Origin of the sequence: Rothia sp. P4278 (assembly GCF_048512945.1) — a bacterium.
In the GTDB taxonomy this organism is placed as follows: Bacteria; Actinomycetota; Actinomycetes; order Actinomycetales; family Micrococcaceae; genus Rothia.
Genome location: NZ_JBLXXU010000006.1, coordinates 17,252 through 31,893, shown reverse-complemented (window position 1 = coordinate 31,893; position 14,642 = coordinate 17,252). Strand labels below are relative to the sequence as shown.

The window sequence follows — 14,642 nt, the reverse complement described above, 5'->3', positions numbered from 1 at the left end:
TCATGACTGAAGCCCCCGAAACACCGGATGCCGCGCTAGAAGACAACTTTGAAGACGAAGGTGACATTGCCGCTGACTACCTTGAAGAGCTCCTCGATATCGCCGATATCGATGGAGACATTGATATCGAGGTACGTAACGGCCGCACCTATCTTTCCGTAGTCACTGAAGACGGTAACAATGAGGACCTTCAAGCCCTCGTGGGTAAGAACGGCGAAGTGCTCGACGCTCTTCAAGAGCTAGTGCGCCTCTCTGTGCTGGCCACTACCGGCCAGCGCACCCGCCTGATTTTAGATATTGCAGAGTTCCGGGCTGGCCGCCAGCAGGCGCTGCTCACCATGGCCGAAACAGCTATCGCTCAGGTCAAAGAAACAGGGCAGGAAGTCCACCTGGAGCCCCTGGGCTCCTACGAGCGCAAACTGATTCACGACATCGTGGCAACCCACGGTCTCTACTCTGAGTCTGAGGGCTCCGGGCCCGGCCGCCACATCGTCATTGCACCGGTAGAGGACTAAAACGTGAGTGAAGAAAATACCCAGCTACCTGAACTGGTCGGCCCCTCCCTGGTGGCTGCTGACCAAATCTTTGGCGACCGCCTCCCCCTTGCCGAACGCTACGTTGAGCATTTGGCAACTAGCGGTATTGAGCGTGGTCTGATTGGTCCGCGTGAGGTTCCTCGTCTCTGGGAGCGCCACGTGCTCAACTGCGCAGCTATCGAGGAGCTTATTGAGAAGGATGCCAAAGTGGTGGATGTAGGCTCCGGAGCGGGGCTTCCAGGGCTCTGTCTGGCTATTGCCCGCCCAGACCTCCAGATAACTCTGATTGAGCCTCTGGAGCGCCGAGTTATTTGGCTGACAGAGGTAGTTGAGGACCTGGGATTAGACAACGTAGGCATCCTGCGCTCGCGGGCTGAACAGGCCGTAGGGCAGGTGGAAGCAGACTATGTGACTGCTCGTGCCGTATCTGCCCTGGTAGGGCTTCTGGATATCACTCTGCCGATTCTGCGCGGTACCGGCCAGCTTCTTGCTCTCAAAGGGAAGAGTGCGGCAGATGAGATTACTAAAGCATCCAAAAAACTTACCCGATATGGAGCGAGGGAAACTGAGATTCTTATTGCAGGTCAAGACCTGCTAGAAGAACCCACCACAGTGGTTCGGGTTAGTTTGTAAAACCCACTAGAACTGGCACTCTTCCCTAAGGTCCGGCAGTCCTGAGCGAACTGCCGGACCTTTTTGTTGCCTAGTGCATGGTAAAACCGGGGTGTCGGCATTGAGATTTTAAGGAGTGTTTCATGTGAAACATAAAATAAAATTTTATAAAACAACCTATATAAAGCGCTCTATGTGTAGAGCTTTAGAGTTTCCTCAGGAAGCGGGTAGTCTTATACAGACGAGAACATAGACCTACCCAGGGGAGAACCCGGTGCCCACTATCTCAAACATTCCTGATTTTGGCTTACCCCCAGAACCTCAAGATGCGACCGCTAAGCCCGATCGCGGTTCCCATGTTTCACGTGAAACACGTGAAAAACTCGAACGCACCGACAGTGTAGCCATTACCCAAAACCCCATTGCACAGCAGGCATACAGCGCTAAGCAACAACTGCAGCAACTTGATGGTGAGCAGCTGGGAAGGCCCGCTGAAGCCCGAATCTTTACCATCTCTAACCAAAAAGGTGGAGTTGGCAAAACATCTACTGCCGTCAATCTTGCTGCCGCCTTTGCAAGTAAGGGAATGAATGTCTTGGTCATTGATAATGACCCGCAGGGGAATGCCTCGACAGCACTGGGTATCGATCACGGTATTGACGTTCCATCGATTTACGACGTACTGGTCGATGATAAACCGCTGGCGGATATCGTCCAGCCGTGCCCCGACCTTGAAAACCTGTGGTGTGCACCTTCTAACATTGATCTTGCAGGTGCTGAGATTGAGCTGGTTTCTATGGTTGCCCGTGAAACCAGGCTCAAGAATGCACTTTCAGATTATATGGCGGCTCGGGAAATGGCGGGGGAGCCTCGGCTGGACTATGTCTTCATTGACTGCCCTCCCAGCCTGGGGCTGCTCACCATTAATGCCTTTGTTGCCGCTCGTGAAGTCCTCATCCCTATTCAGTGCGAATACTATGCGCTGGAAGGGCTGAGTCAGCTCCTAAAAAATATCACTATGATTCAGAAGCACCTCAATGCAAATCTGCATATTAGTACCATCCTTCTCACCATGTATGACGGTCGAACCAATCTTTCTGCTCAGGTAGCAGAAGAGGTGCGTGAACATTTCCCTGAACAGGTTCTCGATGCTGCTGTTCCTCGGTCGGTGCGTATCTCTGAGGCACCAAGCTACCAGCAGACCGTCATCAGCTACGACCCGCAGTCATCGGGTGCAATTGCTTACCTTAAGGCCGCCGTTGAAATTGCCCACCAGGGTGACTAGCGCCTTGTAAAGAATCTTTATCTGATAAATATTTTTTCTAAAGCTAAAAGAAGACACTGGAATCTCGCTGTCTAGCGAGACCAGTGTCTTTCTATGAGCTTTTACTCCATTAGACTTGGACAAGAGACAAAACCTAAGTGGCATGGAGGTCCGTATGGCAGAAAAGAAGCGTGGGTTAGGTAGGGGGCTAGGTGCTCTTATTCCCGAGGGTACTAAGTCACAAGCTACCCAAGATACGCCCGATAATGAGGCGCCTGCTAGGTCTACTCGCAGCTCTACCTCGAAAGCCGCTGCAACTAAGTCGGGGAAAAATACCGAGAAGCCTAAGTCTGTTTCACGTGAAACACCCAAGAAAAAACGTCCAGAGAAACGCGCCGATATGGGAGCTGCCTTGCGGAGCACTACAGGGTCACGTCGCCCAGTAGATTTCTTCTTCGGGGAGGACAGCGCAAAAGAAGCAGCCGCATCGGAGATCCTAGTACCCGTTCCAGGTGCAAACTTTGCGACCCTCAATGTTACTGATATTCACCCCAACCGTAAGCAACCCCGAACTGATTTTGATGAGCACGATATGCAAGAGCTCGTCCACTCCATCAAAGAAATCGGTCTTTTGCAGCCCATCGTGGTGCGTCCCAGCCGCGAAAATGGCCTTGAAAAGTACGAGCTCATTATGGGTGAGCGCCGTTGGCGTGCAACCCAGCGTGCCGGTCTCGATACCATTCCTGCCATTATCCGTGAGACTCAAGATGAAGATCTCCTCCGTGATGCTCTGCTGGAAAACCTGCATAGGTCCCAGCTCAACCCTATTGAAGAAGCGGCTGCTTACCAGCAGCTTCTTGAAGAGTTTGGGACCACCCAAGAGCAGTTGGCCCAGCGCATCGGACGTTCCCGCCCTCAGATTTCTAATACCATCCGACTGCTCAAATTGCCTGCTCTGGTCCAGAGGCGGGTAGCTGCTGGGACTATTTCAGCCGGGCATGCTAGGGCTCTTCTAGGGCTAAAAAAAGCCTCCGAGATAGAAACACTCGCTCAGAAAATTGTGAATGAGGGCCTATCTGTTCGTGCCGTTGAAGAGTTTGTATCAGCTGGTACTGAGGGTAAGAAGCCGCAAGAACCCAAGACCACTAAGGTCCAGGACCACTCCCAGCGCCTTGACTACCTTGCGGATGCCCTTGGTGACAAGCTTGATACTAACGTCAAAATTTCCCTAGGCGCGCGCAAAGGGAAGATGACGATTGAATTTGCCTCAGTTGATGATCTAAACCGTATCCTTGATCTCATCGACCCCAAGATAAGCAAAAAGTAGGTTTGTTCTGGTGTGGGCATCCCTTGCCGGCCCTGTGTTTGCCAAGGATCTAGGCGGTGCTAACTTAGCCATAAATGGACGAGCTGTTTCACGTGAAACAGCTCGTCCATTTATAAATATTTGCGCTTCAGTAGGCAGTTGCGCAAGGAAAATGGTAAGGGGTCGAAGAATGCTCTGTCTTACCCTTTTTGAGTTGGATAGGGCCTCTTTCGATGTTTTAAGGGATCCAGAGGAGGCTAAAACCCCTCAGTGGCCGTCTAAGGGGCTATTTTTATGCCAGATAGGTATTTTACCTACTCTAGGTGGCTTTAGGGCCTTAGGGGCGAATCTGGAGGCTGTATTTTTTCTTGAGGTCACCTAAAAAACTGTTCTACCGCGAGCCGGCAGGCTAGGGAATCAAATCTTGAGAGCAGCTTACCCCGGAACTATAGGGATAGTTCTTTGGCAAAGAGATGGGGTGCCTCTAGGTATGCCCCTTTGAAGCAGAATCAGGGTAATGTTTATTTGTCTGCATTAACTGCGCTAGCGCGGTGGTAGCTCAATACCGATCTGCTTAGGGCTCTAGGGCATCGCAAAATGGTCCGAAAATCAGACTTCTCTATATTTATCCCTCATCTAGAATATTTTACTGTCATAGAGGATATTTAAAAGGGGATCGAGCTGGAGAGCATTCCAGAATTCATCATGGGAACTTTATTTTTAGTTTTAACCGCTGGTGGTGAATATGTTAATGGGCGATGGGGAATCGATAAAGTTCGGTGCGGTGAAATAAGAAATAAAATTAATAAATAAAGTTTTTTTAGAGATATTCTGACGCAACCTATGGATAATTACGGTTCGGTGGTAGCACCGGAGTTTTTACCTGGAGTGGAAAAATTATCTGGTGATATCGGGTCTAATTCTCTCCTCTGTAATCTTGAAAAACCCCTTGATTCACTAAATGGAAAGTAGGGGTTAAATAGGTTTTGTTTTAGGTAGATACCGAATATTTCCTACGGGTTGTTTCACGTGAAACAAATATAAGTATACCAATATAGGTTGTTTATCAAACTTTTTGGACTGAATTCGGTGTATCAGGGTTGCCTATTCTGGGGAATAGAGTTTCTGTGGGTGCATGCTACTTGAGTCATCTGCTGGAAAATAGAAAATATTTTTTACCCTCACCTCATTTTGAATATTTATCTTTTGGATATAGATGTACTGGGGTGTAAATATATTAAAAGTTTATGTTTGGGAAAATTTATAGTTTCACGCAGATCTGTTAGCCCACCCTAGTTTTGACTGTAATTATCTTAAAATAGATTCCCCCTATGGGTCTCGACGGGGAATCTATCTAGTGTCTTTTTAGCTTTCCCATATCTACTGATATATCAAGGCATGCTTTATGACTTTACTGTGACTCTGTATAAACACATGCGGGTCGGTGTTTCACGTGAAACACCGACCCGCATGTACTGATGATGCAGAATCGGTCCTGCATCATCGAGGCCTTACTTGAGAAACTCTGCGAATTCCTGCTCCAGGGCAGCCTTAGGCTTAGCGCCTACGGTCTGCTTGGCGACCTCGCCGTCCTTGAAGACATAAATTGCGGGAATAGAGGTAATGCCGTACTTCATGGCGGTAGCAGGGTTGTTCTCGACATCGAGCTTAAGTACCTTGACCTTGTCTCCATATTCCTCGCCAATTTGGTCGATAACGGGACCAACCATACGGCAGGGGCCACACCATTCGGCCCAGAAATCAACAATAACGGGCTTATCGGAGCGGAGGACTTCATCGGCAAAAGTTGCATCAGTAACCTGAGTAGTCATAGGAAATAACCTTTCGTTGGCGTATCTTGAGGGGGAAATTAAAGAGATTCCAGGTAGTGCTGTGCATCAATAGCGGCTACACAGCCTGATCCTGCGGCTGTAATAGCCTGGCGGTAGGTGGGGTCAATAACGTCACCCGCAGCAAAAACACCGGGGATAGACGTGCGGGAAGAACGACCATCTACGGCAATGGTGCCTTCGGAGGTGAGCTCCAGTTTGCCCTGTACTAGCGAAGTTCGGGGGTCTGAGCCAATGGCAACAAAAACACCTTCAACATCAAGGGCGCTGTCCTGGCCGGTCTTAACATTGGTCAAGGTCAGGCCAGAGACCTTATCTTCGCCGTCAATGGACTTCACAACGGAATCCCAGATCACTTCGATCTTGTCGTTGGACAGGGCACGCTGGGTCATAATCTCTGAGGCGCGGAAGGAATCGCGGCGGTGGACCAAATAGACCTTAGATGCAAAGCTGGTCAGGAAGAGAGCCTCTTCCAAAGCGGAATCGCCGCCACCGATAACAGCCAGAGCCTTCTCTTTGAAGAAGAAACCGTCACAGGTTGCACACCAAGAGACACCGTGCCCTGAAAGGCGTGCTTCACCCTCAACGCCCAGCTTGCGGTATTCCGACCCGGTAGAGAAAATAAGGGCCTTGGCTAGGTGAACAGAACCGTCAGTCAAAATGACTTTCTTAATATCGCCTTCAAGCTCCACTTCGGCCACATCTTCGTAGCGGATATCAGCGCCAAAACGCTCTGCCTGAGCGCCGATATTGGTCATCAACTCAGGGCCCTGGATTCCCTCAATGAAACCGGGGAAGTTCTCGACCTCAGTGGTAGTCATCAGATCGCCGCCGGGGGATACCGATGATGCAAAGAGAAGAGGCTGAAGATTAGCTCGTGCGGTGTAAATAGCCGCAGTGTAACCTGCGGGGCCAGAACCCACAATAATCACCTTGTGAACGGGCTGCTCGGCTTCTCGGGGCTTCTCTGCCGCGGTCTCAGAGGCTTGTGCAGGAGCCTTCACCTTGAGGCCGGCAGAGCCATTGAAAAGGCCGCCAAGAGCGTTATCTGTCATGTTTCTCCTTGAGGATCTATGTGTTGCAGGGCTTGTGCAATATAACGGCGGGTGGGTGGGTAATATTCCCAACCCACCCGCCGGCAGCTGCAAAGGTTTAGTTGATACTGATTTCAGCGATACGAAGACCGTAAGGGTAACCAGCAACAATGGGCTGGCTCAGCTGAGGCGCCGCAGTGAACTTAATGATGATGTACTTGGTTTTGTCCTTCTGGGCGTCCTTATTGAGCTGTACAGTGGTTTCCCCGCTCGCTGCAAAACTGCCAGATCCAATTTCTTTGCCGCCATCTGCAGAAGCAGTTTCAGAGGCATAGATGGTGAATTGGCCGCCGGTACCTGAAACCTGGTTGATAGTGATGCTCTTAACTGTTGTTGCCTCATCTAACTTAGCCAAGAGGTAGACAGAATCTGCCAGGCCCCCAAAATTGGGTGAACCAAAAGCCAAGGATGTCCAGGTCGTCGCTTCATTCTTATCGGTCAGATGAGCCAGCATAGAATCACTTTCGGCCATCAGCGTCGGTGATGAAGGAACTGAGCGAGTAAAAGTCCCGTCAATCTTTGGGGCAGCAGATTTCTCTGCCGGAGCAGAGGGCTCCCCAGCTTCAGAAGCCTTACCATCTGATGCTGCTCCTTCTGAAGCAGAGGCGCTAACGCTTGTTTCGCCCGAAGCCTCTGAAGACTCACCGGACTTTGAAAGCCCACCCAGGGTCACAAAGACAGCTCCAGCGCCAATCACAAGCAGGAGGGCAGCTGCGATGCCCACAATCCAGACACCGCCATTACGGTCAGTTGGTTCGTCCGCTTCGTAGTAGCCATCTTCTTCGGCATCGTACTCTTCAAATTCTTCTGCTGGCTCATCGGCCACCTCATCCACAGACCTGATAGCAGAGATCGCCCCGCCACCGACTGTGCTGGCTTCTTTAGCAACCACATAGGTGTTGGGGGCCGCCATAGACCCCGTATCACCGAAAATTTCCTCCCCAAATTCTTCGGTATTTCCGCTCTCACCTTCAGTCAGCAGAACATCGAGGAGAGTGTCAGGGCGAGAATGGGAGGTAATGAGGTAGGTGCTGTCATCTTTGTTGCCCAGGTCAAGAACCTGGACTGCTGAACGAGTCAGAGTCGTTGATTTGCGTGCATTTGTAACCAAGAGACGATTGTGTTCGGGCGCGGCAACAACTATAGAAACCTTGCGACCCAATACCTGGTCTAGGCCATCGAGCACTGCATCGCCGCCCGCGGTTTCCAAAACATGCGCGGTGACTTTGTAGCGATCTCCCAACAGGGTGTTAAGAGGAATCTGCGGTGTCAAAAGGGGCCTCCCGTTTGAATGGTTCTTTGGTATCTGATACTACCTGCTAGCACGGACACGGCGAGTAAGCACACCGACTTTATTCATAATCGGGTTGATTAGGGTATCTAATTCTTTGACTCGGAAAATTAAGAGGAATGCATAGTAGGCAACTGCCATGACGATGCCCCCCAGCAGCACCGTGAAGAAAGCACTGAGTCTTGACTCCCAGGCGAACCCATCAAAGCTATAGCCACCCAGAAGATAGAGAGCAACAACGCCGAAGACCCCTGCTCCCAGAGATGCAAACGCAACTTTAGCGTGAGTCAGGACGATACCTCTCACATCGTAGTCACCTAGACGGCGTACCAGGACCCGGTGGCTCAGATAGACCGCCAGAACATTCTGGAGGGCATACGTTAGTGCAAGGCCGTAGATAACGTGCTGGGGGGATAGTCGCGATGCTGTAAAACCAAGGGCAATAATAACGAAAGCAGAGAAAAGTTGGACGTAGAAGGGGGTCTTTGCATCCTCCTGGGAATAGAAGACACGGCCCATCATGAAAGCAATGGTGAGGAAAGGCCCACCAAGGGCGATTATCGCTATGGTTTGGCCAATGACTGCACCGGACTGTTGGGAGCCGCCACCGAAAATCATCCCTACAGGCCCAGCAAAGACCACAAGAACTACAGCACAGAAGATAGTTGCAATCGAAGCGGTCCTAAGACCCGAAGAGAGTGCGGAGGCAACAGTACTGCGATCATCCTCCTGGGAGGCGGCAGACATACGATTGAAGAGCACCGTGGCAATCGACAGGCCAATGACACCGTGGGGCAGAGAATAGAGCATGGACGAATAATTCAGGGCCTGAACACCCGGAATCTGGATACCGGCGGCCAATAACTCTTCGCGAGAACCCACCACGCCAGCAGCCACCTTGGTCAGATACATAAAAGCCAGGTTAGAAATCACGCCGGTTGCGAGGGTCCAACCTGCCAGGTGGGCGGCAGTGCCCAGTCCAATACCGCGCCAGCCAAACTTAGGTCGTAACCGTAGCCCGATTCTTCGGAGCGGAATAAAAAGAATCAGTGACTGTAAAGCCACACCTAGGGTGGCAGATCCTGCCAGAACTAGAGTCTGAGCTGAGGTCCAACTGTCTAGATTATGGTAGGGCGGGTTTGTGGTGACGTCCTGGGGCCCAAAAAGGAAGATGAAGACGATGAGCGCCGCAATAGCAACCACATTGTTGAGCACAGGTGCCCACATATACCAGCCAAAAGCCCCGCGAGCGTTCAGGACCTGGCCTAGAACTGTGTAGAGGCCATAGAAGAAAATCTGGGGTAGACACCAGAAGGCGAAAATAAGACCGAAGTGCTGCTGCTCGGGGCTCCACCTGCTACCCATGACCTGGATAATAGGCCAGGAACACAGCAGGACAAGGGCAGTAATAGCTGCTATACCGCTAACCGCAAGTGTTACCAGGCGGGAAACATAGTCAGAACCGCCGTCATCATGCTTGGCTGCCTTGATAATCTGCGGCACCAGCACAGCGTTGAAAATACCGCCGGCCACCAGAACATAAATCAGGTTTGGTAGGGTGTTAGCGGTTTCAAAAATATCGCCCACAGTGGTTGTAGAACCAAGGGCAACGGTAATCAGAAAAGTTTTGGCAAACCCTAGAATCCTAGAAACCAGGGTTCCAGCAGCCATAATCGCGCTGGAAAGAGCACCGGAACGTGCCACGGGAATCCTTATCTAATCAGGAGCTAGGAAAGCTGGTGAATGATGTATTCGCGAGCGATTTCAGCGATACGCCGCTCGTTGGGGAAAGAGAGCTTGCGCCCCAAATCATCAATATTGACCCAGGCGACATCTACCGCCTCATGATCGGGATCATTCTCAGTAGTCAATTCACCCCCGGTTGCGGAGAACAGAAAGTGGTGGACGGTCTTATGGACTCGATTCCCCGAGACGTTGAACCAGTAATCGATGCTACCCAAAGAAGTAATGACTTCCCCACAGATGCCAGTTTCTTCCTCAATCTCACGGGCAGCAGCGCGAACCTTAGATTCATCACCTTCGGGGTGACCCTTGGGTAGGCACCATTCGAGACGGCCACCGCGATTGACTCGGGCGATGATGGCTACAGGCAGATTTCGGTCGTTAAAGTCGACAATCACACCGCCTGCGGAGACCTCCTCGACCGTGGGCATGGCAACGAGGGGCGTAAAAGTCCGCCTCTTGGGTGCCCGTGGAATAGGAAAAGTCATGTCTCTACCTTAACCGATATGCGGGGACGATGTTTTAAAAAGGTAGGTGTGAGTGGTAACTTGTGCATTTTGCTGGCACGATTGAAGGGTTATGGCGCATGTATTTGATACCTCTTTGATTCACCCTGTGGCCCTTGAGGCGGGCGAGCTGTTTAACCGCGCAGGATTTGAGCTCTCCCTGGTGGGAGGGCCCGTTCGTGACCTTTTTCTAGGGGAAACATCGGTAGACCTGGACTTCACCACCAACGCCACTCCGGACCAGACCTTAGAAGTAGTCAAAGGGTGGGCAGACGCCACCTGGGAAATCGGCAAGGAATACGGGACAATCGGAATCCGTAAGGGCAATGAGATGGTCGAAATCACCACCTACCGCGCTGAGAAATACGATTCTGATTCCCGTAAACCGGTCGTGGCTTTCGGAACTGACCTTGTAGATGACCTCCTCCGGCGTGACTTCACGATTAACTCAATGGCCCTGCGCCTGCCGTCTTTGGAGCTTGTTGATCCTTTTGGCGGTCAGCGAGACTTAGAAGCTGGGATCATTCGAACACCTGGCACCCCTCAGGATTCTTTCTCCGATGACCCGCTCCGTATGATGCGTGCCGCCCGGTTTGCTTCCCGGCTGGATATTGACCTTGCTCCTGAGGTTTTTGAAGCCATGACCGATATGTCCGAGCGAATCACTATTATCTCCGCTGAGCGCGTACGTGATGAACTGGTCAAGCTTATTTGCGGGACAGCGCCCCGCCGCGGTGTTGACTTGCTGGTGGAATCAGGCCTGGCTTCCTATGTCTTACCAGAGATCCCGGCCCTTAAGCTAGAAGTTGATGAGCACCACCGGCATAAGGATGTCTACCAACATTCCTTAACCGTTATGGAACAGGCCGCTTCACAGGAAACGGATAATGATGGTGCGGTACCCGGGCCTGACTTTATTCTGCGTTTTGCTGCTCTCATGCACGATATCGGTAAGCCCGCTACCCGTAAGTTTGAAGAGAACGGCTCTGTGAGCTTTTTGCACCACGATGTAGTGGGTGCCAAGCTGACTAAGAAGCGGATGCGGGAACTGCGGTTTGATAACGACACTATCAAGGCTGTTGCTCGGCTGGTAGAGCTTCATATGCGTTTCTACGGATACGGCGATGCTGGTTGGTCAGACTCTGCTGTGCGGCGCTACGTGCGCGATGCGGGAGAACTGCTGGAACGTCTGCACCGCTTGACTCGTGCCGATGTCACTACCCGTAACAGGCGCAAGGCTCACCGCATCTCCTCGGCCTATGATGACCTAGAACGCCGCATCACTGAACTTGCCGAGCAGGAAGAGCTGAACTCTCTGCGCCCGGACCTGGACGGCGAGCAGATTATGGCAATTTTAGGTATTAAGCCCGGCCCGCTGGTGGGGCAGGCCTATAAGTTCTTGCTGAATATGCGCTTGGATGAAGGTGCCTTGGGTGAAGAAGAAGCTACTTGGCGTCTGCGGGCATGGGCAGCTGAGCAGGGGATAGGGCAAGTAAGTTAGAGCCCGAAAGATAGGGTTAATCGATTTTCCCTAGAGTTTGTGCCTTGGAAATATTGGCTTGAGCCTTGGAACTATTGAATAGATAGTAGCTAGGAGATCATCGACCTGTAGAACCCTGCTCTATATCTGCAAAAATGGTGGGCAGGTTTTGACAGAGCAAAGATAGATCCAAGGGGTGACCAAAAATATCAGCGATAGTTTGGCGTTTGTTGAGCTCCTGAAGAGAAATAAAAGTGCTCTCTGGAGTGAGCTTCTCGTGGGCAACAATGAAGAATTTTCCCTCCTCGTTTCGGTAGAGGGCAAAGCTTTCCACCATGGCACCGGGCAACCATACTGACAGATAGGTCTGCTGGGGTGGCTGGGCCACAGAGGGCAGGAAAATCGTGATGTGCTGATTGGCTTGAAGATAATGCCAGCTTGGTGCTATCTGGCTATCTACACCAACTAGCTGCTGGGGTAGAAGCTGGCTAGGGTGAGGTGGATGAGCTAGCAGGCTGCTGACTGCATGAGCAAGGCACAGGGCATCTTCAAACTCTTGTGAGGGAAGCATCTGAATACGGCTTGTGCTCGCGTCTTGATCCCAAAGCGGCCCTTCCCAAGAATCTTCCCACAGTGCCTGTTCAGGTAGCTGGTGGATAATTTGTTCACTGTCGGTGTCTCTGTCGACCCAAACCTGCACCGTCCACTCTTGATCCCAGAAAGCTTCTAGGGTGAGACTGGGCAAAGAGGTATAAAGAGTGATCTGGCGGCTTGTTTTCCCTTCCCCAGGGTCCCGTAAGAGTACCTCTAGCGGGCGGTCGTACTTGCCTCTGACCCTGAGTACACCGGAATAGTTAAGGGTAGAGGGGTTAGCAGAGGGGAAAGGAGAGAAAAATACCATTAGGTTGGTGTTCCCTTCGGTAGATTATTCCTTCTCCATTATCCTCCCGTTTCTCACCTTCCACCACCAAAATATTCTCCAGAATTCATCCTTTGGGTGGATATCAGTATGTCCAAAACCCTGTAAGGTTCAGAGAAGAAGAATCCCCCTATTGCAGAGGACACCCATGCTAGAGGTCAAAAACCTCACCAAACGCTACGGCTCTAAGACAGCCGTCAATGACCTAAGTTTCACCGTCCCCAACGGCAAAGTTACCGGCTTTTTGGGCCCCAACGGTGCCGGCAAATCAACCACCATGCGCATGCTGGTCGGCCTCGAAAAGCCCACCCAAGGGAAAGCTCTAGTAGATGGCTCACCCTACCGTTCCCTACCTAGCCCGCTCTCTAGCCTTGGTGCCCTACTCGATGCCAAAGCCATGCACCCCGGTCGAAGTGGGCTGGCCCATCTGCGCTCGCTGGCTCTGACCCACGGTATTCCCATGACTCGTGTTGATGAGGTCATCGAAATGACTGGCCTGAGTGCCGTAGCCAAGAAGAAGGTTAAGGGCTTCTCTCTGGGTATGGGCCAACGCATGGGTATTGCCGCCGCTCTGCTGGGCGACCCTGAAAATATCATCCTGGATGAGCCCGTCAATGGTCTTGACCCGGAAGGCGTCATCTGGGTGCGTAACCTGGCCCGGCACCTAGCCAGTGAAGGGCGAGCTGTCCTGATTTCTTCCCATCTCATGAGTGAGATGTCTCAAACGGCCGATGACCTTATTGTGATTGGGCGTGGCCGCATGCTGGCTAACTGCTCGATGGAAGAGTTCCTCACCATTGGTGATCAGAATAAAGTGCTGGTTCGCACCGATAGCAGAGAGGCTTTTGCCGGTGCCCTCCAAGAAGCTGGCTATGCTTTTAGTGCTATTGACACGGACGGTCTGATGGTGGAGCAGGTAGCTTCTCGTCACCTTGCTGAGCTTGCGCGTGACCGTGGTGTGTTACTGCATGAGCTCACCCCACAGGTTGCCACGCTGGAGCAGGTCTACATGAATATGACCCGTGATGATGTGGAATACAACTCAAGCACCTTTGAACCGGCTCAGGTACAAGCAGAGAACATTCCGGGTACGCCTTGGGGAACTAGCAGCAACGAGACAGGGGAGAAGAAATAATCATGGCGAACACATCTCTTGCGGCTCCGGTGAGCCCTTCTCAATTCGCCGGTAAAAAACTCACCTTTTGGGGCGTGATTCGTTCGGAATCGCTCAAGTTCCGGTCTTTAGTTACCAACTGGGTGATAACGCTAGTGACCGCTCTGGTCATGATTGGAATGGCACCGCTATACGCCACGATCCTTAACTCAATGGCTCGAGACGCTGAGAGTCTGGCAAAGATGTCTGAACAAATGGAGCAGACCAACGCCGGGATCGAAAGTATTACTAATTTGGCATATGCGATGGGTTCTTCCGGTATTGACCTTGCCAATATGCTGGTTGCTTCTCTTGCGGCAGTCTTTATCGGTTCTGAATATTCCACTCGGTCAATTCAGGCGGCCTTGACCGCTGTGCCCCGGAGAACAGGTTACTACCTGGCAAAACTTATCGTCCTGTCTGTCTACTCCTTCGTACTCGGTGTAGTCGTTACGGGCATCGGCTACTGGGTTGGCTACGTAGTTCTTGATAGCTCTGTGAAAGATACCCTAGAGTTCAACAACGGGCTGATGCTTAACTGGGTAGCTGCCGGTATCTACTTCATGTTGATGGCCTGGATGGGGTACGGCTTTGGCACCCTCTTCCGGAACAATGCTGCGGGCATTGTGATGGTCGTTGTGGTTTTCTTCATCCTTCCCATCATTGCGGCCATTTTTTCGGGTCAAGTGGAATGGGTAGCTGATGCGATGAATTACCTGCCCTCTTCTCTGGGGCGAGTAATTTTGACCTATGATCTGCGAGCTGATGCGGATATGGGCTACCTGGAGGCTGGCTCCTGGTTTGCGCTCTGGGCCTTTATCCCGGCCTTGCTCGGCTACCTTCGGTTCCGTTTTTCGGATACCCGTGGATAATTTTTGTCCCTGGAAG

At 51.6% G+C, this 14,642-nt stretch carries 13 protein-coding genes; 7 read left to right on the top strand and 6 right to left on the bottom strand.

The features are described 5' to 3' along the window. Positions 1-2 precede the first annotated feature (2 nt). The 4 genes from ACN085_RS09960 to ACN085_RS09945 all read left to right on the top strand — a co-directional run bounded on the left by ACN085_RS09960 (position 3) and on the right by ACN085_RS09945 (position 3,739). Entirely contained in the window at positions 3-515 is a 513-nt protein-coding gene (locus tag ACN085_RS09960; RefSeq protein WP_419105201.1) for a protein jag, read from the top strand. Positions 516-518: 3 nt separating this feature from the next. Beyond that, a complete protein-coding gene (rsmG, locus tag ACN085_RS09955; protein ID WP_419111435.1) occupies positions 519-1,169 on the top strand; it encodes a 16S rRNA (guanine(527)-N(7))-methyltransferase RsmG in 651 nt (216 codons plus the stop codon). Positions 1,170-1,602: 433 nt separating this feature from the next. Beyond that, a complete protein-coding gene (locus ACN085_RS09950; RefSeq protein ID WP_419111481.1) occupies positions 1,603-2,433 on the top strand; it encodes a ParA family protein in 831 nt (276 codons plus the stop codon). 154 nt (positions 2,434-2,587) lie between these two features. Then, positions 2,588-3,739: a ParB/RepB/Spo0J family partition protein gene (locus ACN085_RS09945; RefSeq protein ID WP_419111434.1), complete on the top strand. Its 1,152-nt coding sequence runs from the start codon at positions 2,588-2,590 to the stop codon at positions 3,737-3,739. Positions 3,740-5,229: 1,490 nt separating this feature from the next. On the opposite strand, the gene trxA is transcribed toward ACN085_RS09945, so the two are convergent. The 5 genes from trxA to ACN085_RS09920 form a co-directional block, all read right to left on the bottom strand. Beyond that, entirely contained in the window at positions 5,230-5,550 is a 321-nt protein-coding gene (gene trxA / locus ACN085_RS09940; RefSeq protein ID WP_419100727.1) for a thioredoxin, read from the bottom strand. A 38-nt stretch (positions 5,551-5,588) separates the two neighbouring features. Then, positions 5,589-6,623 (bottom strand): thioredoxin-disulfide reductase, encoded by a 1,035-nt coding sequence (gene trxB, locus ACN085_RS09935; protein ID WP_419111433.1) that lies wholly within the window; start codon positions 6,621-6,623, stop codon positions 5,589-5,591. Between the two features lie 97 nt (positions 6,624-6,720). Continuing rightward, positions 6,721-7,935 carry a serine/threonine protein kinase gene (locus ACN085_RS09930; protein WP_419111432.1) on the bottom strand — a complete coding sequence of 405 codons (1,215 nt, stop codon included), beginning with the start codon at positions 7,933-7,935 and terminating at the stop codon, positions 6,721-6,723. Between the two features lie 39 nt (positions 7,936-7,974). Further along, a complete protein-coding gene (gene murJ, locus ACN085_RS09925) occupies positions 7,975-9,657 on the bottom strand; it encodes a murein biosynthesis integral membrane protein MurJ (RefSeq protein ID WP_419100730.1) in 1,683 nt (560 codons plus the stop codon). Positions 9,658-9,680: 23 nt separating this feature from the next. Continuing rightward, positions 9,681-10,184: an NUDIX hydrolase gene (locus ACN085_RS09920; RefSeq protein WP_419100731.1), complete on the bottom strand. Its 504-nt coding sequence runs from the start codon at positions 10,182-10,184 to the stop codon at positions 9,681-9,683. 91 nt (positions 10,185-10,275) lie between these two features. Here ACN085_RS09920 and ACN085_RS09915 point away from each other — a divergent pair, with 91 nt between their 5' ends. Next, the gene (locus ACN085_RS09915; protein ID WP_419100732.1) at positions 10,276-11,703 is read left to right on the top strand and encodes a CCA tRNA nucleotidyltransferase; all 1,428 of its coding nucleotides are present in this window, start codon (positions 10,276-10,278) and stop codon (positions 11,701-11,703) included. A 97-nt stretch (positions 11,704-11,800) separates the two neighbouring features. Here ACN085_RS09915 and ACN085_RS09910 read toward each other — a convergent pair whose 3' ends face one another. After that, complete coding sequence (locus tag ACN085_RS09910; RefSeq protein WP_419111431.1) at positions 11,801-12,583, bottom strand: hypothetical protein; 783 nt, start codon at positions 12,581-12,583, stop codon at positions 11,801-11,803. A 166-nt stretch (positions 12,584-12,749) separates the two neighbouring features. On the opposite strand from ACN085_RS09910, the gene ACN085_RS09905 reads away from it, so the two are divergent. Further along, positions 12,750-13,736 carry an ABC transporter ATP-binding protein gene (locus ACN085_RS09905; protein ID WP_419111430.1) on the top strand — a complete coding sequence of 329 codons (987 nt, stop codon included), beginning with the start codon at positions 12,750-12,752 and terminating at the stop codon, positions 13,734-13,736. A 2-nt stretch (positions 13,737-13,738) separates the two neighbouring features. Beyond that, positions 13,739-14,626 carry a hypothetical protein gene (locus tag ACN085_RS09900; protein ID WP_419111429.1) on the top strand — a complete coding sequence of 296 codons (888 nt, stop codon included), beginning with the start codon at positions 13,739-13,741 and terminating at the stop codon, positions 14,624-14,626. The last annotated feature ends 16 nt before the right edge of the window (positions 14,627-14,642 follow it).

Bases quoted from the DNA above. Each gene is read 5' to 3' on its own strand.
- ACN085_RS09960 (WP_419105201.1), top strand. From the start codon at position 3: ATGACTGAAGCCCCCGAAACACCGGATGCCGCGCTAGAAGACAACTTT.
- ACN085_RS09945 (WP_419111434.1), top strand. From the start codon at position 2,588: ATGGCAGAAAAGAAGCGTGGGTTAGGTAGGGGGCTAGGTGCTCTTATT.
- trxA (WP_419100727.1), bottom strand. From the start codon at position 5,550: ATGACTACTCAGGTTACTGATGCAACTTTTGCCGATGAAGTCCTCCGC.
- trxB (WP_419111433.1), bottom strand. From the start codon at position 6,623: ATGACAGATAACGCTCTTGGCGGCCTTTTCAATGGCTCTGCCGGCCTC.
- ACN085_RS09920 (WP_419100731.1), bottom strand. From the start codon at position 10,184: ATGACTTTTCCTATTCCACGGGCACCCAAGAGGCGGACTTTTACGCCC.
- ACN085_RS09915 (WP_419100732.1), top strand. From the start codon at position 10,276: ATGGCGCATGTATTTGATACCTCTTTGATTCACCCTGTGGCCCTTGAG.
- ACN085_RS09910 (WP_419111431.1), bottom strand. From the start codon at position 12,583: ATGGTATTTTTCTCTCCTTTCCCCTCTGCTAACCCCTCTACCCTTAAC.
- ACN085_RS09905 (WP_419111430.1), top strand. From the start codon at position 12,750: ATGCTAGAGGTCAAAAACCTCACCAAACGCTACGGCTCTAAGACAGCC.
- ACN085_RS09900 (WP_419111429.1), top strand. From the start codon at position 13,739: ATGGCGAACACATCTCTTGCGGCTCCGGTGAGCCCTTCTCAATTCGCC.